This window comes from Hymenobacter terrenus, assembly GCF_000972495.1.
Taxonomy (GTDB): domain Bacteria; phylum Bacteroidota; class Bacteroidia; order Cytophagales; family Hymenobacteraceae; genus Hymenobacter; species Hymenobacter terrenus.
On the sequence record NZ_LATM01000001.1, the window covers coordinates 800,750 to 823,319 of the forward strand.

A 22,570-nucleotide genomic window follows, 5' to 3' on the forward strand; every position below is an offset into this window, starting at 1 on the left:
AAACTGGTGCGGGAAAGCGAAATACAGAATCAGCGCTGCTATACGCCAACCGTAAAGCGGTTCTAACAGCAGCAATCCAGCTACCGTTGATTCTATTGCCGCAACGGCGACTACCGCCCCAAACCTTACGTCCTTGTTGTTGTCAGAGCAGTAACTTGCCTCTACCCGGGCACTACATTTGCCTCATGCCTCCTGAATCCCTAATGCTCTGGCCGCGCCTACTCTCCCAGCGCCGCTTCCCCGACCAGCAACTGCCACCACCCAGCGCCGCGCCCGTCCGTGGGGCCTTCGTGCAGGACTACGACCGGGTGGTGTTCAGCTCCGCTTTCCGTCGGCTTCAGCGCAAAACCCAGGTGATGCCGTTGCCCGAAACCGATTTCGTGCATACTCGTCTCACCCACTCGCTCGAAACAGCCGTGGTGGGCCGCTCCCTGGGCCGCCTCGCCGCACGCCACCTACTAGAAACCGACGACGACCTCGCCCAACTCCTGCCCAACCTCGACCAGGATTGCGGCGATATCGTGGCTGCCGCCTGCCTGGCGCACGACATTGGCAACCCGCCTTTCGGCCACTCCGGCGAGGATGCCATTAGCAGCTACTTCCTCAGCTCGGCCGCCACACCGTATCTCGATAAGCTCACAACTGCCGAAATCGCCGATTTGCAGCACTTTGAGGGCAATGCCGCTGGTTTTCGCATTCTCACGCACACTTATGCCGCCCACAGCACCGGCACCGCCGGCCTGGGCCTCACCTACGCTACGCTCGGGGCCTTCACCAAGTACCCTAAGCCATCGGTGGTGCCCGTCGAAGCTCGCTTGGGCGGCGCTTCCGAAAAGAAGTACGGTCATTTTCAAACCGAGAGCGTCCGTTTTCAGCACGTCGCCACAGAACTAGGCTTATTGCCCAAAGACGTCGGCACCGGCTTTTACCACCGCCACCCGCTGGCCTTTCTGGTAGAAGCAGCCGATGACCTTTGCTACCGCATCATCGACTTTGAAGACGGCCTGAAATTAGGCCTGATTGAACCGCAAGCCGGTTTGGGCCTATTAAAAAAGATGCTGAACGACCCCGCTGGCCGCGTAGCCAGCGTGCAGTGGCACGACTGGCGCGAGGAACTGGGCTACATCCGTGCCCGACTCATCGGCAAGCTAGTGGCTGAAACGGCGACTCTTTTCGCACAGCACGCCCCCGCCATCTTGCGTGGCAACTACGACCAGCCACTCATCAAGGAACTATCCTGCTGGGCCGATTTGCAGGAAGTCCAGCGCCTCAGCATCGAGAAGCTCTACCGTAGCCGTCCAGTGCTGGAAATCGAAGCCGCTGGTTTTGAAGTCCTCGGCGGCCTGCTCGATGCCTTCCTCTGCGCCATATTCGACCAAAGCCAGGGGCATCGTAGCCGCAAGCTGCTTTTGCTGCTACCCGAGCAGTTCCGCGCCGAAGGCCACCAAGCCCAGGTGCCAGCATACGAAAGGATTCTACTTCTCACCGATTTCGTAGCCGGTATGACCGATCAAAACGCGCTGAGTTTATACAAGACGATTAAAGGGATTGAGTTGCCGAAGGGGTTTTAGCATTCCATGAAAACGGTCATGCTGAGTGCAGTCGAAGCATCCCTCCAGCGCAAGTAATTGATTTTACTAATGCACGCGAGATGCTTCGACTACGCTCAGCATGACCGCACTTTCTTTCATCCAAGAAATTTAATAGCTATACTTTTCTCCTTCATGCACCGCCACCAGGTTCGCAAGCAACGACTCCAGCAGCTTCCGCCCCTTCCACACCGATTTTAGCTTGGCTCGAATCTGCTCAGCCGTCTGCATAAATTCCTGTTCTTCAGCGTGTTCGTGCCCTTCAAACTCTATTAGCTGCTCCACCATCGACACGGTCATTTCGGGGTGAAATTGTAGGCCAATAATGCCGTCGCCCCACACGAAGCCCTGAGTAGCGCACCCCACTGACATGCCCACCCGCATGGCGCCCGGCGGCACCGTAAACGTATCGAGGTGCCAATGCAGCACGGTAGCCTTCTCCGGCCAGCCGCGCAGCAGCGGATGCGCCAGCGATTTACTGGAAAAGCGTACCGTCCAGAACCCGATTTCTGGCGCGTGGTTGGGCCGCACTTCGCCACCTAGCGCCTCTGCCACCAATTGCGCGCCGAGGCAAATGGCTAAAATCACCTTACCGGCCCGCAAAACTTGTTGGATAAAGGCTTTTTCGGCGCGCAGCCACGGGAGATTCTCCTCATCATGCACGCTCATCGCCCCGCCCAGAATCAGCAAGCCATCAAAATCAGCCAACGCCGGAAAGACCGGCTCCGGCTCGAATAAGTGGGTCAAGGTGAGCGAATGCCCGTGCGCGTGCAGCCAATCAGCCGCATGACCGGGGCCTTCATCAGGCATATGTTGGAGACAATGAAAGACCACAGATTAAATGGATTTTAGCGGATGGAACGGATTTTTTGTGGTTCCGAGCATACGTGCTCTGTTGAGTAATATAGAAAAGGAGGAACCACAAAAAATCTGTTCCATCCGTTAAAATCCGTTTAATCTGTGGTCCTTATTCCCACTCAATTGTTGCTGGCGGCTTGCTCGAAATATCATACACCACGCGGTTAATTCCTCGCACTTGGTTGATGATTTTGTTGCTCACTTCAGCCAGAAACTCGTAGGGCAGGTGCGCCCAGTCGGCCGTCATGCCATCCACGCTGGTCACGGCGCGCAGGGCCACTACCCGCTCGTAGGTGCGCTCATCGCCCATCACGCCTACGCTTTGCACGGGCAGCAGAATGGCGCCGGCCTGCCACACGTGCTCGTAGAGGTTGTGCTCTTTGAGCAGGTTGATAAAGACGCCATCGGCGCGTTGGAGCAGGTCCACTTTCTCGGGGGTAATGTCGCCGAGGATACGAATACCCAGACCGGGGCCGGGGAACGGGTGGCGGTGCAGGATTTCGCCGGGCAGGCCCAGCGCGGCGCCCACTTCGCGCACCTCATCCTTAAAGAGCATCCGCAACGGCTCCACTACTTTGAGGTTCATGTCATCGGGCAGGCCGCCCACATTGTGGTGACTTTTGATGGTTACGGCCGGGCCTTTCACCGATACTGACTCTATCACATCGGGGTATATCGTGCCCTGAGCCAACCATTTGGCCCCTTCCACCTTGTGTGCCTCGCGGTCGAAAACTTCAATAAAGGTGCGACCAATGGCCTTGCGCTTCGCTTCGGGGTCGCTGATGCCGGCCAGAGCGGCGTAGAATTCGGGCGCGGCGTTCACGCCGGTTACATTCAGCCCCAGGCCTTCGTAGGCTTTGAGTACGGTGGTAAACTCATCCTCCCGCAGCAGGCCGTTATCGACGAAAATACCGTGCAGGCGCGGGCCGATGGCGCGGTGCAGCAGCAGCGCCGCCACGCTGCTATCCACGCCGCCGGAGAGGCCCAGAATCACTTGGTCATCGGGGCCGATAGTGTGTTGGAGCGCGGCCACCGCGGAATCCACGAAGTGGTCGGGCGTCCAGCTTTGGGCACATCGGCAGATGTTGACCACAAAATTGTGTAGCAGCTGCTTGCCTTCGGTGGAATGCGTCACCTCGGGGTGAAATTGAATGCCGTAGGTTTCCTGACCTTCGATTTTGAAGGCCGCTACGGCCACTTCGGGCGTACTGGCGATGATGTCGTAGCCTGCCGGCAGGGTTAGAATGGTATCGCCGTGCGACATCCAGACCTGTGAGCCGACGTGCATGCCGTGCAGCAGCGGCGAGGCATCGTTCAGCTCGGCCAGCCGGGCCCGGCCGTACTCACGAATGGTTGCGGGCGTAACCTCGCCCCCGCCCTGTTGGGCCAGCATCTGCGCGCCGTAGCATACGCCCAGCAGCGGCACGTGGCCCAGCAAATGACTCAAATCGGGGTTGGGGGCACCTTCCTCACGCACGGAGCAGGGCGAACCGGAAAGAATAACGCCCCGAATATCCTCAGTCAGAGCGAGGTTCGGGGCGTGGGTGTAGGGGTGAATTTCGCAGAATACGTGCAGCTCACGAATGCGCCGGGCTATCAATTGCGTGTATTGTGAGCCGAAATCCAGAATGATAAGTCGTTCCATGCCGCAAAGCTAATCACGGATTTAGCCGGATTTGACGAATTTCACGGATTATTGGGTAACCTCAGTAGGACCGAGAAGCGCGAAATGGTGCCCGCACCGCCCACCATAGGCTACTAGCTTTCAACTTGGTGCCTTGCCTTATTGCGACCCAAAACTGGGCGCGCAACAAAAAATCCGCGAAATCCAACGAATCCGACAGAATCCGTGATTACCTTTGCAGCGGCAAGTCAGAACGACCAGCTCCTGCTGAACTCCCCCAGGACCGGAAGGTAGCAAGGGTAGGTGGTTGTAGCGGTGCGATTTTGGCTTGCTTTTTTTTGCCTTTTCTCGTCGGCCCCGACGCTGCTCTGTTCCGCATTTTTGCGGTTGTATGAGTAGCTTTGGGGCCGGCTTTTTTTCAATGAGAAAGGAAGGATGAGGAAGGAAGAATGGGCGGCCGCATCGTCCGCTTTACTTCGATTGTTCCTCACGCTTCATTCCTCATTTTCCATCTAATACCTATGAAGTTCTTTATTGACACTGCCAACCTCAACGATATCCGCGAAGCCGTGGAATTGGGTGTGCTTGACGGTGTAACTACCAACCCCTCGCTAATGGCCAAAGAAGGCATTAGCGGCGTCGACAACGTGATGGCGCACTACCGTCAAATCTGCGAGCTGGTCGATGGTGACGTATCAGCGGAAGTCATTGCCACCGATTACGATGGCATTATCCGCGAAGGCGAAGAACTGGCCGAGCTGCATCCCAACATCGTGGTGAAAGTGCCAATGATTAAGGAAGGTGTGAAAGCCATTAAATACTTCTCCGACAAAGGAATCAAGACCAACTGCACGCTGATTTTTACCGCCGGTCAGGCCCTGCTGGCGGCCAAAGCGGGTGCTACCTACGTGTCGCCCTTCGTGGGCCGGCTCGACGATATCGGCCACGACGGCCTGCAGCTGGTGGAGCAAATCGTGCAGATTTTCAGCAACTATGGCTACCCCACTGAAGTACTGGCTGCCTCCGTGCGCCACGTGCCGCACCTGATTCAGTGTGCCGAAATTGGCGCCGACGTGGTGACCTGCCCACTCAATGTCATCACGGCCCTGCTCAGCCACCCCCTCACCGATAAAGGCCTGGCCACTTTTTTGGCCGACCATAAGCGCGTCAATGCTTAAGGTTTGGTTTAATTATGAGTTATGAATTATAGGTTATGAATTGCTCAACCGTTGTGCGGTGGTATTACATAACCCATAATTTATAATTCATAACTCATAATTCTCACTCCCATGTACATTATCAAAGTAAAAGGTAAGGCCAAAATTCCCGACTATATTCAGCTGCGGGACGAAGCATTTGTGCTCATTGCTTATTTCCGGGCCGACCGCCCGCTGAAAGATTTGCACCGCTACGGGCTCGAAGGCAAGGAAACCGAATTGGCCGCGGTGATTTCAGAGCTGGAATTTGGCAAGCTGCGACCATTGACTATCTAAGCTACGAATCACCCGATTTTCGGAAGCATTAAACTTCAATTAATCCGCCACTTATATAAATTGGCGCATAGGTTGGGAGTTAATTTAATACTGCTGTCAATCGTCGCTAAAATCCGAATAAATCCGACCAATCAGTGATTCAGACAGAAAACGTTATTGAGCTGCATGATGCCACGATAATGCAAGAGCAGCAGGCGGTATTGCAAGGCGTGTCATTTTCACTCGAAAAAGGCGCCTTTGTCTACCTGGTGGGTCGCACGGGCTCGGGCAAGTCGTCGCTGCTGAAAACGCTGTATGCCGACTTGCCTTTGCAGAGTGGCAACGGCACCGTGGCGGGGTTTCCTTTGCCCAAATTACCCGCTGGTAAAATCCCGTATTTGCGCCGCCGTCTGGGCATCGTGTTTCAAGATTTCCAGTTGCTATCGGACCGGACCGTGGCCGAAAACCTCATGTTTGTGCTCAACGCCACGGGCTGGAAGGGCAAGGCGCGTAAACAGCAGCGCATCAGCGACGTACTGAGCCAGGTGGGCCTGAGCAGCGCCGCCAACCGCATGCCGCACCGCCTCTCGGGCGGTGAGCAACAGCGCGTAGTAATTGCCCGCGCCATGCTAAACGAGCCCGTGTTGATGCTCGCCGATGAGCCCACTGGCAACCTCGACCCCGACGTTTCGGCCAGCATCATGGAATTGTTTGCCGAAATAAATAACTCGGGTACCGCCATTTTAATGGCGACGCACAACTTTCAATTAATTGAGAAATATCCGCACCGCGTGCTGACGTGCAAGAATGGTGAATTGCTGGATTCGGCGAGATAGAAGGCTGTTATGCTGAGCAAAGCCGATGCATCTCGCATGTAATGATAAATCAGTTGTTAGAAAAGAGTTAGTGGTGGCACGCGAGATGCTTCGACTCTGCTCAGCATGACGAGCTGATATGCATGAGAGATGAGCTTTTTGATGCACTTAGATATGGAGGGCCTCTCAACCCCTCCCTGTTAATTTTACCTCCGAAAGCCACTGTAGCATGGCACCTGGATTATCCGTTTTAATTCCGGTTTTTAATTGGGATGTCAACGAATTGGTGCATTCGCTGGTAGCGCAACGAGCCGCTTGGGGTGGTTCCGTCGAGATTATTTTATTTGACGATGGCTCACGGGAAGAATTCCGCGCCGTGAATCGGCCGTTGGCTGCGCAGCCTGGCGTACGCTACCACGAATTGCCGCAAAACGTGGGCCGGGCCGCCATCCGCAATCAACTGGCCGCCGTGGCACAACACGAGTGGCTGCTACTGCTGGACAACGACAGCCGGCTTCCCGACAACCAGTTTCTAGCCCGCTACGCCGCCGCCCGGGACCAGGCCCGCGTGCTCATCGGCGGCACCTGCTACGAGGCGGCGCCTCCAGCTGACGCCGCCTTGTATCTGCGTTGGCTTTATGGGCAGGCGCGGGAGGCGCGCCCCGCGGCTGTGCGCCAGGTCGCGCCCTACAGCCAACTCACCATCAACAATGCCCTGATTCGGGCCGATATTTTCCAGCAGTTTTCGCTGGATGAGCGCCTGACCGGCTACGGCCACGAGGATACCAAGTTTGGGGTAGAATTGGCGGGGGCGGGCGTCCCGGTGCTGCACATCAGCAACCCCGTGCTGCACGATGGCCTCGAACCGGCCCCCATCTTTTTGCAGAAGAGCGAGCAGGCCGTGCATAACCTAGCGCTGGTGTTCCGCCAGGATGGATTGGGTACCGATTCGCGGTTGCTGCGGCTCGCCCTGCGGCTGCACCGGCTGGGGCTGGCATCGGCTACGCGGGCGGCCCTGGCGGCCATCGAGCCCCGATTGCGGCGCAACCTGCTTTCGGCAAAGCCCAACTTGCGCGGGTTCGACCTGCTGAAGCTGCACTGGCTGCTTCCGCTGCTGTAGACAGTGGCAGTTGCGTGGTTGCTTTGGACCGTAACGGGGGCCGGACAAGACCGCGGGGTAGCGCGCCCAGCGTCTATCTTTGACCAACCTTTTCAATCCGCTGCCATTTGATACTCCCGGCTCCTCCCTCCCCTATTCAACTACTCGATTTAGCTACCGAACACGCGGCAATGCAGCCAGCATTGGATGAGGCCCTGCGCGAGGTGATGACCACGGCTGCCTTTATCCAGGGGCCGGCGGTGGGCCAGTTTGCAGCGGAGCTGGGCGAATACCTGGGCGGGGCCAGCGTTATCCCCTGCGCTAATGGCACTGATGCCCTCACGCTGGCTCTGATGAGCTTGCACCTGCCGGCCGGGGCAGAAGTTATTGTGCCCGCCTTCACCTACGTGGCGACATTGGAAGCCGCCGCGCTGCTCGGCCTGCGCCCCGTGCTGGTGGACGTCCGCCCCGATACGTTCAATGTGGACCCGGCGGCGGTAGAAGCGGCTATTACCCCGCGCACCGGCGCCATTATAGTGGTGCATTTGTTTGGACAATGTGCCGATTTGGAGGCCTTGCGCGCCATTTCGGTGCGCCACGGGGTGGCCTTGATTGAGGACAACGCCCAGGCAATCGGAGCCACCTTTCAGTTTGCCAACGGCGAAACGGCCTTTGCCGGCACCGTGGGAGAAGTGGGCACTACGTCCTTTTTTCCCTCTAAAAACCTGGGTGCTATGGGCGACGGCGGCGCCCTGCTTACCCGCGACGCGGCCCGGGCCGTGCTGCTCCGCCAGCTTACCAACCACGGCCAGAGCCAGAAATACCACCACCAGCACATCGGCCTCAATTCCCGCCTCGACACCCTGCAAGCGGCCCTGTTGCGGGTGAAGCTACGGCATCTGCCGGCTGCCACCGCCGCCCGCCAAGCTGTAGCCGCCCGCTATGATGCGGCCCTGGCTGCCGTGCCCGGCGTCGTTGTACCAGCTCGGGACCCGCGCAGCAGCCACGTTTTTCACCAGTACACGCTGCAAATAACCGAGGCGGGCAGCCGCGATGAATTGCAGCATTTCCTGAAGCGCTGCGGGGTGCCAACCATGATATATTACCCGCTTCCCGTGCATGCGCAGCCGGCGTATGCCTACCTGGGGTACCGGGCCGGGCAGTTTCCGGTGGCCGAATGGTTGTGCGGGGCAGTGCTGTCGCTACCGATTCATCCGCTGCTGACGGCGGAGCAACAGGAATATATTGTGGGGCTATTCGGCCAGCTTTGATGACCGTACTTCGTTTTTCGCACGGAGTTAGTAAAGGGAAAGGCGTTCTACGGAGTCCGTCCTCATCACTCCGCGAAATGCCTTTTCTTCTCTAATTCCCTGCGAGATTTTTCTTAGCCCCACGCAACGATGCCCACTTCTCCCGTCCGTTTTGCCATTTGTGGCGTGGGCCACATTGGCCGCCGCCACGCCGCGCTGGTGTCGCGCCACGATGGCGCCGCACTGACGGCCCTCATTGACGTGCGCACCGACTTGCAGCCTGATTTAGCCGCCGAGTTTCCGGGCGTGCCCTTCTTCCCTTCCCTCGAAGAATACCTGCACATCGGCCCCGCCGCCGACGTCCTCACCGTGGCCACGCCCAATGGCTGCCACGCCCCGCAGGCGGTGGCCGGCCTGCGCCACGGCCTGCACGTGGTGGTCGAAAAACCCATTGCCCTCACCAAAGCCGATGCCGAAACCATCGTACACACGGCGCTGCAAACCGGGCGGCTGGTGTTTGGAGTGATGCAAAACCGCTACTCGCCCCCGGCCGCCTGGCTCAAGCAGGTGGTGGACGAAGCCCGCCTCGGCCAGGTATACCTCGTGCAACTCAACTGCTTCTGGAACCGCGACGCCCGCTATTACAAATCCGGCGGCTGGAAAGGCACCCAGGCCCTGGACGGCGGCACGCTCTTCACCCAGTTCAGCCACTTCGTTGATTTACTCTACTGGGTATTCGGCGACATCACCAACGTGGCGGCCCGCTTCCGCGACTTCAACCACGGCAGCCTCACCGAGTTTGAGGACAGCGGCCTCGTCACCTTCGACCTGCTGCGCGGCGGCAGCGGCACCCTCCAATACAGCACCGCCGTCTGGGACCGCAACCTCGAAAGCAGCCTCACCGTGGTGGCCGAACGCGGCAGCCTGCGCATTGCCGGCCAGTACATGGACAAGGTGGACTACTGCCACATCCAGGACTACCAGCTGCCCGCGCTGCCCCCCACCAACCCCGCCAACAACTACGGCGCCTTCCAGGGCTCGGCCGCCAACCACGTGCAAGTCATCGAAAACGTAGTGGACACGGTGCAGCATCGCAGCATTGCCACCACCAACGCGTTGGAGGGGCTGAAAGTGGTGGAGATAATTGAGCGGATTTATACGCTGCGGTAGCCGCTGCTACTTGGGCCGCTTTTCTGCGTAACTTGGACCGATGCTACATACTGCCCTTCGCCCCTTCACGCCCCTATTGCAGGACCTGTGCCGCCGCTTCGGTGTGCAGCAGCTCTATTTGTTCGGTTCGGGGGTGACGGAACGGTTTGATGCGGCCCGTAGCGACGTGGATGTGTTGGTACAGCTGCTGCCTGCCGCGCCATTGACGCAAGGCGAAACATTGCTGGCCCTGTGGGCCGAGCTGGAAACCATATTGCAGCGCCGGGTGGATTTGCTAACGCCTGAGTCCTTGCAAAACCCTTTCCTGAAGGCGGAGATTGACCAGACCAAATACTTAATCTATGACGCCGCAGGGACAGAAATACCTGTTTGATATTCGCCGGGCCATTGACTTGATTGAGATGTTCGTGGGCGACACGCCCACCTTCGATGCCTACCACGCCGACCTGAAAGCCCGAAGTGCCGTTGACCGCCAACTCGGCATTATCAGTTAAGCCGTGAACCACTTACGGCAAATTGAGCCCGGCGCTGAACTGGCAAACACGAAGCAAATGATAGACTTCCGCAACCGCCTCATTCATTCTTATGACAACGTCAACGACACCATTGTCTGGGCCATTGTTCATAACCACTTGCCCGCGTTAAAAGCAGATGTCCAACAACGGTTAGGAGAAGGCAGTGGAGATAATTGAGCGGATTTATACGCTGCGGTAGCCGCTGCTACTTGGGTAGCTGTTCTACGGTAATTTGAATCGGTGCCGCCGCTTGGGCATGCAGCAACTCTACCCGTTCCGTTTGCTATTCGGCCGGCCACACAAAAGCGCCGAAACCTCCCGGCTCCGGCGCTTCTTCCGCTACTCAGGTGTTGGGCCCTGGGCGGGCTAGGCCTGCGGGGACGGGTTTATATCAGTCGATTGCTCGGTGGGGTCGACGACGTAGTCGTTGTATTTGCTCACGTCGGTTTGTTTGAAGAGGCCCTGGCCGATGCCGCAGAGGGCCGCCAGCTCGTCGTAGAGGGCGTTGAGGGTGATTTGACGGGTTTGGGTGGTGCCACTGCGGGTGCTGATGGCCATGCGCTGCTGCCGCAGGGCCTCCCGATACTTCTCGTTTTCGGCGCCGAGGGCTTCCAGCTGCGCGGTGGTGAGGCCCTGGTCCTTGTACTCTTCCACGTGGGCCTGGGCCCAGTCGAGGAGGTGGCCCATGTTCACGTAGAACTCACCTTCGCTGTCTTCATAGAGGGAAGAGCTGCCGAAGGCTTTGTAGGCGGCGCTGCGGTTGTCGTGTACGATGGCCACCTGGCTCATGACGGTGGCCATGCCGCTTTCCACCACACCGCGCTGCCCGGCCACGGCGGCAGTGAGGTCCTGCTTCTGCTGGTCGAGCTGCACGTCGCTGGGCAGCTTGGCAGCGGCCCGGGTCTGTTCCCGGAACTTGGCCACGCGCTCGGCCTTCACGCCGCGCGTGAGGAAGGCCTCGGCATCGCGCTCCATAAAATCGGCCTTGGTTATGCAGGTGAGGATGAGGTCGCCCTGCGACATAGAGTAATTGGCTTTTACTTGTTCCTTTTTCATGAAATGAGACAAACAAAACACGCCGTAAAGCCCGGCCGCTACCTCCTGAAAAGCAAGACGCGCAGCAATCTGAGAAAATAATTTAGTACTACAATACGCCGGTGAACGAGCACGAGGTGCTGAAGGGGCAGCAACAGTATCCGTAGCCATGGTTTGGGTGCCGGTAGCCTCCGCTTGGCTTCTAGTAGGAGCCGCTTGAGGCACGGTAGGTTCAGCTGTTCCGGCCGTAACCTCCACTTGGGCTCCCGTACGGTCAGAAACCATTCCCGTACACTCAGAAACAGCATTTATTCCGATGATCATTGCACTATACACGGCAATAGTGGCACAATTGCCCCTCACCAGCCGGCGAGGGCTCGGCGCGTGAAGCCCGGCGGCCGTACCTTGGGGGCATGCCTGACCTCCTCCCCGACCTGGCGGCCCGCTGGCACGCCCTCACCGCTCCCCTGTTGCCCGATGCGGCTCGCCGCGAGGCCGTTTTTCAGCAGCTGGCCGCCGCTTATGGCGCACCGGAGCGGCATTACCACACGTTGCAGCACCTCGCCAACCTACTGCATCGGCTCGATGCCGCGCCACTGCACGATGCCGTGGTGGTGCAGCTGGCAGTCTGGTTTCACGACGTGGTATACAGCGCCCTGCGCTCCGACAACGAGGCTCGCAGTGCCGGGCAGGCCCAGGAGTTTCTGCGCGAAACCAGCCTCGAACCGGCGCGGCGGCAGCGGGTGGCCTTCCTCATCGAGCGCACCGCCGACCATACCCTGCCCCAACCGCCCGATGATACCGACCTGCTCTGGTTTCTGGATGCGGACCTGAGCATCCTCGGGGCGCCGGAGGCAGCGTATTGGGAATATGCCCGGCAGGTGCGCCAGGAGTACCGCCTGGTACCCGACTTGCTGTATCGGCCCGGCCGGCGCAAGGTATTAGCCAAAATGCTGGCTGCACCGGTCCTGTTCCAAACCCCGGAAATGCGGGCCGAGCTCGATGCCGCCGCCCGCCGCAACCTGACGGCCGAAATCGCCGCCTGGGACCGCGGCGGCCTGTAGGGTGGAGCCTTCGCTCCGCCGCGGCAACGGGCCATAGCAGCCGTCCCTCAACCCAACTGTAGGGCGGAGCCTTCGCTCCGCCGCGGCACCGGTCCGTAGCAGCGGTCTTTCAACCCAAAATGCGGCAACGGAGACGGAGCAAAGGCTCCGTCCTACGGGCACGACGCGGCGCTACTTTCTCGCATCCACAAAATTCTGCACGGAGTAGGCCACGCCGATGCTGAGGCCCTGCGAAAACTGCACTTCCCGGTCCTGGTCGTAGTCGTAGAGGGCGATGCCGGTGAGCGACACGTCCACGTATTTACCCAATTTGGCGGTGAGGCCGAGGTCGAGGCGGTGGTCGATTTCCTTCGGCCTGATGTCTTTGTAATTGGCAAAAAGCAGGTAGCGGGCTTTCAGGTTGACGCTGGGGCTGATGTTGCGGTCGAGTTCCGCCAAGACCTGAGCAGCCAAAACTTCGAAGCGGGTATTTCGGCCGGGATTTACGCCGTAAGGCGTATCGCCGAGCACGGCCACGAAGCGGTCGGCGCGGTTCACCACCGTCACGCGGGGCGCGAAGGGCGCCAGCCGCAGGTGGAAATAGGGGGCCGGGCGGTATTCGAAGCCATAAGCGGCCGTGATAAAGGCGGGGGCGAAGAAACCGGATACCAGCCGGGCGCGGTCGTTGCCGGCGGCGTCGGTGTCGTACTTGTAGCCGAGGGCAAACTGGGTGAGCAGGTTCAGCGACAGAAACATATTCCAGTGGGAGCTCATGGCCCAGCCGTACTTGGTGTCGAGGTAGAGGCGGTCCTGGCCTTTGCGGTAGCCCAGGCCCTTGGTTTCGGAGAAAGCAAAGAGAAAATCGGACTCGTTGTCGAAGCTGTGGGCGCCGAGCTTGCGGTTGGCCCGCAGGTTGGCCAGGGCATTGAACCCGATGGTGTTGACGCCCCCGCCGCGCCAGTTATTGCTGAGCAGCGACTGGTTGAAGCCGAGGCCGGTTTTGGCCGATTTGCGCCAGCGGGGCTCCGCGGGTGGGGCCGGCACGGCGAGGGGAGTAGCCGCAGTAGTCGGGTCGGCGGGCGGCGTAGTTTGGGCCTGAGCGGCAGCCGTAAGTGAGGCAAACGCCAGCAATGAGGGTAATAAAAAACGCATAGCAGTTGGAATAAGCGGCAAAGGACGCGCTTATCGGGCATTTGCGGGCCCCAGCTGCCGAGTAATTCCCTGGCGCGAAACTTTAAAGCGGTGGGAAGTTTTAGCAATGACCCAGCCCAACGAGCGTACAACAAACAACTGCGGACCCGCTGCAACACGGCGCCTCCCGCGCCCGCTTGTACTACTGCCCATCGGGGCCGGTATCTTTACCCATAATGCCAACCCACCCCACCACTTACCCCGTTTCCGCTCCCCCTGCGCCGTTTGCGGCCCCGGTTTCCTTCCTTGCCGCCACCGCCCGCGAGCTGCTGGACCGCTACGGCTCCGGCCCGCTCGACGAGCTGTCCGACATCGTGGTGGTGGTGCCCACGCGCCGCGCCGTGGTGTATTTGAAGAACGAGCTGGCCCTGGCCCTGCCGGTGGGCGCGCCGCTGTGGGCCCCGCGCGTAGCCGCCATGGAAGACTACATGGTGGAGCTGGCCGGCGTGCAGGTCGAAGAGCCCATTGCCCTGCAACTGCTGCTCTACGACATCCTCAAAGGCATCGACACGGGCCTTGATTTCGACCGTTTCGTGGGCTGGGCCGGGCTGCTGCTCAGCGACTTTTCCAACCTCGACCAGAACCTGGCGCCCACCCACAAAGTGTTCGAATACCTGAGCCAGGCCAAGGCCCTGGAGCGCTGGGACCTCGAAGCCCTGCCCGCCAATAGCCGGGCCGCCGCGCACTCATTCAGCTTCTGGGATCAGCTCGAACGGGTGTACCACGAGCTGCAGCGCCGCATGAAGGGCAACCACCTCGCCTACCCCGGCCTGGCCTACCGCCTGGCCGTGGAGAAGCTGGAAAAGAGCCTGAAAGACCCCGCCGCGCCCGAGCCCGCCCGCCACGTCTTCGTGGGCCTGGGCAATTTGTCGCGGTCCGAAGAAAAGCTTATCCGCCTGCTCATCGGGGCCGGCCGGGCCGAAGTCCGCTTCGATGCCGACCCGTTTTACCTCGACCGGGACTCGCCCAACCGGGCCGGCCAGCACCTGCGCCGCTACTTTCAGCAGTGGAATTTACCCCTCGAAAATATGGGCGGTGGCGTGGAATGGCTGCGCGGCCAGCCCCACCACGTGCGCTACCTGGGTGTGGCCAACCCCAGCATGCAGGGCAAGCTGGCCGGCCAGCTCCTGGCCGAAGCCCGCCGCGAGCACCCCGATGCCACGGTGGCCATCGTGCTGCCCGACGAAACCCTACTCCTGCCCGTGCTCCACGGCCTGCCGCCCGACGAGGTACCCGATTACAACGTGACCATGGGCCTGAGCTTCCAGGCCACGCCCCTGTTCAACCTGGTCGATTTGCTGTTTGAAGTGCACCTCACCGGCATCCGCGAGGGCAGCGCCGAAACGGGGTACGGCGTACCCCGCTACCACCATCTGGCCGTCACGAAGCTGCTCTCGCACCCCTTCCTGCGCCGCTACCAGCAGTGGCAGGACCGCCAGCCCCACCAGCCCCAGTACCACGGCATCCTAGACCAGGTGTGCCGCGAAATCATTCGCATCAACGCCGTGCTCCTGCCCGCCACCGAGCTGCTGAAGCTCGGCGCGCACCACCCGCTCATCGAGGCGCTATTTAAAACCTGGAACAACTGCGATGACATCATTGCCGCCTGCCACACACTGATTGACTTGCTAAAGCAAGTGTATTCCGATAAGCAGGCGGGCATTGAGTCGGAGTACTTATACCTGTTTTATACGCTGATAAAGCAGTTGGACTCTGCTTTCGACTGCCGCGAGCAGCGCCTGTCGGTGCGCTCATTCCGACGGTTTCTGTACGAGCAGATGGGGCGCACCCGCCTCCCCTTCTCCGGCGAGCCCCTGGCCGATGTGCAGGTGATGGGCCTACTCGAAACCCGAGCGCTGGACTTCGACCACATCATCCTCCTCAGCTGCAACGAGGGCGTGCTGCCCGCGCCAAAAAAGCAGCAGTCCTTGTTTCCGTACGACGTACTCACCGAGTTCCGCCTGCCCACCTACGCCGACGCCGAGGCCATCACTGCCTACAACTTCTGGCGCCTGCTGCAACGCGCCGCCCGCGTCGACTTGGTACACGTGCTGCCCGGCGCCGAGGGCATGAAGAGCGGCGAACGCAGCCGGTTCCTGCTCCAACTCCAGAATGACTTGCTGCCCCAGAACCCCCAGCTCCTGCTGGAAGACTTAACGGTGACCGTAAGCCCGCTTGCGGAAACCTCACCCCCTGACCCCTACCGGGCACGGCCCCTCTCCAAAAAAGAGGGGGCACCGGACATGCCGCTTGCGAGTTCAGCAATAGAATCGTCCTCACGAACCGGTGCCCCCTCTTTTTTGGAGAGGGAGTCAGGGGGTGAGGTTTTTCAGAACGACTTAGTTTTGGAAAAAGACCCCGAGATGCTGGCGGCCCTGCGCGGAGTACTCGAACGCAATATCTCTCCTTCTCGCCTCAACGATTTCCTGGCCTGCTCACTGCGCTTTTACTTCTCCAAAGTAGCCCGCTTCCGCGAAAACGAAGCCGTGGAGGAAACACTGGAAGCCAGCAGCTTCGGCACGATGGTGCACGAGGCGCTGGAAAACCTCATGCGCCCCTTCGAGCAGAGCGCCCGCCTGATAACCGCCGCCGACATCCCCGACCTGGTAAAGCAGGCCCCCGCCGAAGTGCAAAAAGTACTGCGCCAGGAAGAAACTGAAAAGCATGCCCGCGCCGACGAAGGCCTGAACCACGTTTATGGCCAAGTGGCTACCCGCCTAGTGGTGCGCCTGCTCGAAAGCCTCCCCGAGCAGCCCGGCCTGCTTCCCCTGCGCCTATTTGGCCTCGAAGCCGAGCTGGCCGCCACCGTCTTTGTCGATGTGCCCGGCCAGCCCGAGCGCCTGGCTGTGCGCCTCTTCGGCTATGCCGACCGGGTAGACGAGCTGCCCGACGGCCGCCTGCGCGTGGTCGATTACAAATCGGGCCTCGTAAAGCGTACCGACCTGCAACTGCGCGGCTACCGCGACCGCCTCACCGCCGCCGAAGCCGTGGAGCGCCTCCTGCGCGAGGCCTCTTCCAGCGCCGACAAGGTGCGTCAGCTCTGGCTCTACCGCCTCATGCTGGCCCACACCGTGAAGCGCGAAACCGCCGAAACCGCCATCCTGTCCCTCCGCAACCTCGACGAAGGCCTGCTCTCCGCCGATTTAAGCTTCCTGACCGATGGCGGCCAGGATTTCGTGGCCGCCTCCGAAGACTTGGTGCGTAAAATCGTGCTGCAAATCCTCGACCCTACCGAGCCCATCCGCAAAACCGACGACCTAACCAAGTGCGAGTACTGCCCGTACCGGGGCATCTGCGCAAGGTAATTATGTTGCTACACTATTGGTGTATCACGCATACTTCGAAGTGTAGCAACTCTGTTATCCACTCAAGCTTATAATTTAATTTATGCTCACGACGCTAAACTCTAATAATTTTCATGATGGCATTGTGCAACACTTGATGGTGGATATCGAAACCCAGCAAACATTATTAAAATTGAAACAATGGAACTTGCCTGATAATGACCATTACACCATTTCAGAATTGACCTTTAATGGCGTTGTATGGCAAGACTTTAAGCACTTCAGCAATTTTAATTGCTTGTCTGATATTGAAGTAGGAGACAGTTTTGAGGAGTTTGCTAAATACAAAAATGACTATTTGATCAAGATGAGTGGCTATTTTTCAGTTGGGACTCTTGAAAGCATTAAAGCTGATGCTTCACTTAGCTATTATTATCTCAACTCATCATCTGGACTCGATGGCTTCATCATATGCAGAAGACTTTCAATAGTTGAAACGCAGTATCAGACAAATTCCAACCGATACTAATAATTTACAGAGTAGTACACTTTCATACAAACATGTCCAATATCGACGAATTCATGCAAGCCGCCATCGACGAAGCCCGCCTGGGCCGGTCGCAGGGAGGCATCCCCATTGGCTCAGTGCTCATCCGCAACGGCAAAATTGTGGGCCGGGGCCACAACAAGCGCGTGCAGGAAGACAGCGCCATCAAACACGGCGAGATGGATTGCCTGACTAACGCTGGCCGCCAGCGCACTTACCGCGACATGGTCATCTATACTACCCTGATGCCGTGCTACATGTGCGCCGGCACCATCGTGCAGTTCAAAATCCCGAAGGTCATTGTGGGCGAGTCGCGCACTTTCGGTGAGTCGCGCGCCTTCCTAGAAAGCCACGGCGTAGAAGTAGTAGACCTCGACTTGCAGGAGTGCGTGGATATGATGAATGAATTCATCGAAGCCGAGCCCACCCTTTGGAACGAGGACATTATGGAGCTGTAAATCAGGCCGCACTGTCGTACTGAATGCTCCTCTTTAGAGGACAGGTAAAGGCTGAGAACTGAAGCGCAATTTGTTATGGTTCCTTGGTGGAAGCACACCAATTGATGGTACTACGGCCTCAAGAGCCAACAGTGACTAGTCGCCATTAAAATACTTTTCTCTGATTATGAATTAAGTGAGTATGCACTTACCGATAGTGAGCCAACACTCATTTCCTGAATGGTAACGGCAAACTACCTTTGCTTCGCTACTGAGAGACACTGCTCGCCCATAGTAGCCAATTCCCACGTTCTATTTAACCAGATGAATCCCACCCCATCTGGAAATATTGGTTGAAAACCCGCTGGCCTTCGCCCTAGAAGCAGCAACTATGGTCTTCACCGCATTGCAGCCGGCTGAGTCGAAGTTTTTCGATTTAGCCGGCTGTATTGCTTTCAGGCAACTATAAAACTGCTTTTTCGTGAGTAAAATCTTGTTGATTTCATGAGCCAGCACCCGTCAATAGAAAGCCATTTTCCGCGAAAGTCTGGTGCATGCGCTAACTTGCCGAGTTGCTTTACCCTTTATTGAAGTTAAAGATGGTCATCCAGCCATCTATTCCATCCCCATTCGGGCTATGACCAGTCATACAAAAATTGAGCAAGCGGCCCTGCAGCTTTTCGGCGACAGAGGCTACGATAACACAACCACTTTGCTAATTTCACGCAGCGCGGGAGTTTCCGAAGCCTTGTTATTCAAATACTTCCTCAGCAAGGAGAAGCTTTTCGAGTATCTGATCAAGCAGGGTTTCCGGCGCATCGTGGAGGCGAACCGGGGCATTCTGATGGAAAAGAACCCGCGGGCCCTAATTGACAATGTCATCGACTTGCCCTACAAGCTAGTACATGACGAGCCAGACTTCTGGAAGATGCAAGACAAGGAATTTAACAAGCCTTTGGTGCAGAAATATTTTCAGCGTTTCATGAGCCCCATCGATAGCCTACTCAACCAAGCCTTTATCGACCTAGAAGTGGAGAATCCGAAAATGATGACGCTCCAATTGCTGCTCCTTATTCAGAGCTTGTGGCGCAACCTGCTTTATGAACACGACGAAAGCCTCCTGCACATCGGTAGCCACTTGAAGCAAACTTATCTGCGGAGCCTTTCCAACTCTAAATAAGTGGCCTTGGCTTTTAAAGTAATTCTGGCCGCGGCAAGACACGGTTCAGCTCAAACAATTTGTTAACTCTCAATTCTATACATCTTCAAAAACTATTAACCCCACTGTAGTCAACCGCTATCCGGGTGGTAGTTTTCAAATCTAACGGCCCCATTTTTGCGTTGCTGACTGTGCATTCATCTCCCATTGTTGCTCATGTCTCACCACGCCGTCCACCGATTGTTGCGTCCGCTACTCGTATGGCGAGTGCGCCACATCAGCGAACGGATGTATATGCTCATGTTGAGCATTTTGGTGGGTGCCGCTGCCGGCCTGGCAGCAGTACTGCTTAAAACGTCTGTTCATTGGGGACAGGACATGCTGCAATCGGGTATTTCCGAGCCCAACCGGGTATTTGCGCTGTCGATTTATCCAGTTATCGGCATCACGCTCACCGTGCTGTTCACGAAGTTTTTTCTGGGTGGGCAATTGGGCCGTGGTATTGGCCCCATCATCTACAATACGGCCCGTGAAGGCAGCGTAGTACCGCGCTCCAAGCTTTACTCACAGCTAATTACGGCTTTTATTACGGTCACCTTTGGTGGCTCGGCGGGTACCGAAGCCCCTATTTCCGTGACGGGAGCCGCTATAGGCTCCAACTCGGGCCGGGTGCTGCACCTCGACCGACGCCGCCGACGTTTGCTCACGGGTTGTGGGGCGGCAGCGGGCGTAGCGGCCATTTTTAACTCGCCCATTGCGGGGGTACTATTCGCGGTCGAAACCATTCTGCTGGAGCTGCCCGCGCAATATTTCATTCCGCTGCTCATATCGTCGGCCACAGCCACGGTGGTGTCGAAGGCGCTTTATGCGGGGCAGCCGTTCGTGCTCATCACCACCAGCTGGCCTGTCGATGCGGTACCGTTTTACGTGCTGCTGGGCTTGTTCACAGCCTTTTTCTCGGTCTACATGATTCGGACCTATCACTGGTTCGACCATTTTTTTGAACGCTGGCCCGGCCTCGACTGGCGCAAGGTGCTGGTGGGCGGCAGCATGCTGGGCGGACTTATTTTCCTCTTCCCGACGCTCTACGGTGAAGGCTACAACACCGTGGAACTGCTGCTGAGCGGCCACGCTGAGCACATTACCGACGCGAGCATTTTCTCAGTCTATCAGGATAATAACCCCTGGCTGCTGTTGGTGCTGGTGCTGTTCAGCATGTTGCTTAAAGTGGTGGCCACCAGCATCACAGTAGGTAGTGGCGGCAATGGTGGCATGTTTGGCTCATCGTTGTTTGCTGGAGCGATGGCGGGTTTTTTCTTCGCCCGGCTGATTAATTTAAGCGAGCTGGTTCACATTCCCGAAGTGCATTTCGTAGTGCTGGGCATGGCCGGCACGCTGGCAGGTGTAATTCACGCCCCACTGACGGCCATCTTTCTCATTGCCGAAATCACGGGTGGCTACGCCTTATTTGTGCCACTGATGGTAGTAACCAGCTCGTCATACCTCATTACCAAATACTTCGAGCCTTATTCCGTATACACCCGCAAGCTCACCAAGCAAGGGGTGGACGTGTATGCCAACCGCGACCGCGGCCTGCTGGCCCAGCTCGACCCGCGCAAGCTGCTCGAAACCGATTTCATTACCGTGCGGCCTAACATGACCCTGGGCGAACTGGTAGATATTTTCCGGCACACCACGCGCAACATCTTCCCCGTGGTAGCCGCCGGGGGTCGGCTGCTGGGCATAGTCAGCTTGGATTCGGTGCGCGACGCGCTATTCGACGACGAACACTACGCCACTACCCGCGTACGCGAGTTGATGACCCCTCCCCCCGCTATAGTGGGCCCTAATGACGACCTGGAACATACCCTCACCTTGCTCGACCGCCACGATGCCTGGGCCCTGCCTGTATGCGAAGAAGATGGCCGCTATCTTGGCTTTATCCTAAAGTCAGCTATTCTGGCCCGCTACCGGCGGCAGCTCATCCAGGAAAGTGAAGCTTGAAATTACGCGGAAGGAGGAATTGGATACGGAAATTTTCCGTCTGTGAGGTTGTTCATTTGTACTCACTTCAGTGTCTATTCCCTCCTTCATCCCTCATTCCTTATCAGGAGCAACGTCGGTAGCCATTATTGGTGGCGGGCCAGCGGGGCTCATGGCGGCCCAGCGGCTAGCCGAAGCCGGCTGTCGGGTGCGGCTGTTCGAAGCGCAAGCTACCGTGGGGCGCAAGTTTCTGGTGGCGGGGCATGGTGGTTTTAATTTGAGCAACGCTGAAGAGACTACCCGCTTCGCCGCTCATTATGGAGCACAGGAAAAACGGTTCCGGGAGTTGCTGGCGCACTTTTCGGCCACCGATATGCGGGCTTGGGCGCAGGACTTGGGCATCGAAACTTTCGCGGGAACGAGTGGGCGCATTTTCCCGGTAGTCGCGCACAAGCCAGCCGATTTGCTGCGTGCCTGGCTGGGTAGGCTACGGGAGTTAGGGGTTGAAATCAATACCCGACACCGTTGGCTAGGCTTCATGGGGCCGAAGGGCCTGCGCCTGCGCGACGAGAGCGCCGGCCCAGCCGCCAACCAAGAGCTAGTCATCGAGCCCGACGCTACGGTACTGGCCTTGGGCGGTGCCAGTTGGGCCAAAACCGGCTCCGATGGCGCGTGGGTACCACTGCTGCAAGACCTTGGCGTACCAATTACGCCCTTCGCCCCAGCCAATTGCGGAGCAGAGGTGGCGTGGTCAGACTTTTTCAAAGCGAAAGCTGGTCGTGCCCCACTCAAAAACATTGCCCTCCGCGTGAATGATGGCCTGGCAGTGCGCGGCGAAATCATGCTGACAGACTACGGTCTGGAAGGCACACCCGTGTACGCGCTCACGCCTCAGCTACGGGTGGCACTGGCCAACAGCGGCCCCGCTGTGCTATATGTAAACCTGAAGCCTGACCTCACAGCTGCGGCGCTGCTGAGCAAGCTACGGCAGCGCCGGACGGGGACTTCATTCCCCGATTTTTTGCGCAAAGCTCTGCACCTGGGTCCGCCCATCCCTACGCTGCTACGCGAGGCCCAAGCTGACGTGGCCACGCTGCCCCCGGAAGCCCTGGCGGCCCTGTTGATGGCCGTACCGTTGTCCGCCACCGGCCTACGCCCCTTGGACGAAGCCATTTCCACGGCCGGGGGCATTGCTTTCAGGGCGCTGGATGAGCATTTGATGCTGCGGCAACGACCCGGCACCTTCGTGGCGGGCGAAATGCTGGATTGGGAGGCACCGACGGGTGGCTATTTGCTGCAAGGTTGTTTCAGCACTGGAGCCTGGGTGGCGAAGGGAATTATTGGCTAATTGGAGTTGCCATCATAAGCCCATCCTACTTGCGAAGGAGGCCGTCATGCTGAGCGGAGCCGAAGCATCTCTACCGCGCAAGTAAATAATTACTATCGCACGCGAGATGCTTCGGCTCCGCTCAGCATGACGGCATTGACTAGGTCGTATG

21 protein-coding genes and 1 other RNA gene are annotated in these 22,570 nt (G+C 58.3%); 18 read left to right on the forward strand and 4 right to left on the reverse strand.

The annotated features are described in order from the left end of the window. The first annotated feature begins 185 nt into the window (after positions 1-185). Positions 186-1,571 carry a dGTP triphosphohydrolase gene (dgt, locus tag WX88_RS03435; protein ID WP_052732287.1) on the forward strand — a complete coding sequence of 462 codons (1,386 nt, stop codon included), beginning with the start codon at positions 186-188 and terminating at the stop codon, positions 1,569-1,571. A gap of 129 nt (positions 1,572-1,700) precedes the next feature. On the opposite strand, the gene WX88_RS03440 is transcribed toward dgt, so the two are convergent. Together WX88_RS03440 and guaA are read right to left on the reverse strand one after the other, a co-directional pair. Beyond that, positions 1,701-2,399: a type 1 glutamine amidotransferase gene (locus WX88_RS03440; protein WP_046242817.1), complete on the reverse strand. Its 699-nt coding sequence runs from the start codon at positions 2,397-2,399 to the stop codon at positions 1,701-1,703. Positions 2,400-2,556: 157 nt separating this feature from the next. Beyond that, positions 2,557-4,092 carry a glutamine-hydrolyzing GMP synthase gene (guaA, locus tag WX88_RS03445; protein ID WP_046242818.1) on the reverse strand — a complete coding sequence of 512 codons (1,536 nt, stop codon included), beginning with the start codon at positions 4,090-4,092 and terminating at the stop codon, positions 2,557-2,559. Between the two features lie 219 nt (positions 4,093-4,311). Between guaA and ffs the strand changes: the two genes are divergently transcribed. The 10 genes from ffs to WX88_RS32075 all read left to right on the forward strand — a co-directional run bounded on the left by ffs (position 4,312) and on the right by WX88_RS32075 (position 10,569). Continuing rightward, positions 4,312-4,409: signal recognition particle sRNA small type (gene ffs / locus WX88_RS28545), an RNA gene on the forward strand. Positions 4,410-4,592: 183 nt separating this feature from the next. Further along, positions 4,593-5,249 (forward strand): fructose-6-phosphate aldolase, encoded by a 657-nt coding sequence (gene fsa / locus WX88_RS03450; protein WP_046242819.1) that lies wholly within the window; start codon positions 4,593-4,595, stop codon positions 5,247-5,249. 111 nt (positions 5,250-5,360) lie between these two features. Continuing rightward, positions 5,361-5,564, forward strand: coding sequence for a hypothetical protein (locus WX88_RS03455; protein WP_046242820.1), 204 nt, complete (start codon positions 5,361-5,363; stop codon positions 5,562-5,564). Positions 5,565-5,743: 179 nt separating this feature from the next. Continuing rightward, entirely contained in the window at positions 5,744-6,379 is a 636-nt protein-coding gene (locus WX88_RS03460) for a cell division ATP-binding protein FtsE (protein WP_046243129.1), read from the forward strand. Between the two features lie 208 nt (positions 6,380-6,587). Continuing rightward, the gene (locus WX88_RS03465; RefSeq protein WP_046242821.1) at positions 6,588-7,478 is read left to right on the forward strand and encodes a glycosyltransferase family 2 protein; all 891 of its coding nucleotides are present in this window, start codon (positions 6,588-6,590) and stop codon (positions 7,476-7,478) included. Positions 7,479-7,585: 107 nt separating this feature from the next. Beyond that, a complete protein-coding gene (locus WX88_RS03470; protein WP_231590618.1) occupies positions 7,586-8,728 on the forward strand; it encodes a DegT/DnrJ/EryC1/StrS family aminotransferase in 1,143 nt (380 codons plus the stop codon). A 129-nt stretch (positions 8,729-8,857) separates the two neighbouring features. Beyond that, the gene (locus WX88_RS03475) at positions 8,858-9,877 is read left to right on the forward strand and encodes a Gfo/Idh/MocA family protein (RefSeq protein WP_046242823.1); all 1,020 of its coding nucleotides are present in this window, start codon (positions 8,858-8,860) and stop codon (positions 9,875-9,877) included. 40 nt (positions 9,878-9,917) lie between these two features. Beyond that, positions 9,918-10,250 carry a nucleotidyltransferase family protein gene (locus tag WX88_RS03480; protein WP_046242824.1) on the forward strand — a complete coding sequence of 111 codons (333 nt, stop codon included), beginning with the start codon at positions 9,918-9,920 and terminating at the stop codon, positions 10,248-10,250. Beyond that, positions 10,219-10,371, forward strand: a complete 153-nt coding sequence (locus tag WX88_RS30700) for a hypothetical protein (protein ID WP_197076651.1) — start codon at positions 10,219-10,221, stop codon at positions 10,369-10,371. The genes WX88_RS03480 and WX88_RS30700 overlap by 32 nt, the downstream gene beginning before the upstream one ends. A 3-nt stretch (positions 10,372-10,374) precedes the next feature. Next, a complete protein-coding gene (locus WX88_RS32075; RefSeq protein WP_197076652.1) occupies positions 10,375-10,569 on the forward strand; it encodes a HepT-like ribonuclease domain-containing protein in 195 nt (64 codons plus the stop codon). 189 nt (positions 10,570-10,758) lie between these two features. On the opposite strand, the gene WX88_RS03490 is transcribed toward WX88_RS32075, so the two are convergent. Further along, positions 10,759-11,448: a hypothetical protein gene (locus tag WX88_RS03490; RefSeq protein ID WP_046242825.1), complete on the reverse strand. Its 690-nt coding sequence runs from the start codon at positions 11,446-11,448 to the stop codon at positions 10,759-10,761. Positions 11,449-11,840: 392 nt separating this feature from the next. Between WX88_RS03490 and WX88_RS03495 the strand changes: the two genes are divergently transcribed. After that, positions 11,841-12,491, forward strand: coding sequence for an HD domain-containing protein (locus WX88_RS03495; RefSeq protein WP_052732288.1), 651 nt, complete (start codon positions 11,841-11,843; stop codon positions 12,489-12,491). A gap of 171 nt (positions 12,492-12,662) precedes the next feature. On the opposite strand, the gene WX88_RS03500 is transcribed toward WX88_RS03495, so the two are convergent. Beyond that, positions 12,663-13,622: a DUF3078 domain-containing protein gene (locus tag WX88_RS03500; RefSeq protein ID WP_052732289.1), complete on the reverse strand. Its 960-nt coding sequence runs from the start codon at positions 13,620-13,622 to the stop codon at positions 12,663-12,665. A gap of 215 nt (positions 13,623-13,837) precedes the next feature. On the opposite strand from WX88_RS03500, the gene WX88_RS03505 reads away from it, so the two are divergent. From WX88_RS03505 to WX88_RS03530, 6 genes are all read left to right on the forward strand, one after another. Continuing rightward, entirely contained in the window at positions 13,838-16,966 is a 3,129-nt protein-coding gene (locus WX88_RS03505; RefSeq protein WP_052732290.1) for a PD-(D/E)XK nuclease family protein, read from the forward strand. A gap of 82 nt (positions 16,967-17,048) precedes the next feature. Next, complete coding sequence (locus WX88_RS03510) at positions 17,049-17,474, forward strand: hypothetical protein (protein ID WP_046242826.1); 426 nt, start codon at positions 17,049-17,051, stop codon at positions 17,472-17,474. Between the two features lie 41 nt (positions 17,475-17,515). Next, a complete protein-coding gene (locus tag WX88_RS03515; protein ID WP_046243133.1) occupies positions 17,516-17,950 on the forward strand; it encodes a nucleoside deaminase in 435 nt (144 codons plus the stop codon). Between the two features lie 616 nt (positions 17,951-18,566). Further along, positions 18,567-19,109, forward strand: coding sequence for a TetR/AcrR family transcriptional regulator (locus WX88_RS03520; RefSeq protein WP_046242827.1), 543 nt, complete (start codon positions 18,567-18,569; stop codon positions 19,107-19,109). Positions 19,110-19,304: 195 nt separating this feature from the next. After that, entirely contained in the window at positions 19,305-21,092 is a 1,788-nt protein-coding gene (locus WX88_RS03525) for a chloride channel protein (RefSeq protein ID WP_046242828.1), read from the forward strand. A gap of 70 nt (positions 21,093-21,162) precedes the next feature. After that, the gene (locus WX88_RS03530; RefSeq protein ID WP_197076653.1) at positions 21,163-22,419 is read left to right on the forward strand and encodes a BaiN/RdsA family NAD(P)/FAD-dependent oxidoreductase; all 1,257 of its coding nucleotides are present in this window, start codon (positions 21,163-21,165) and stop codon (positions 22,417-22,419) included. Positions 22,420-22,570 lie beyond the last annotated feature (151 nt).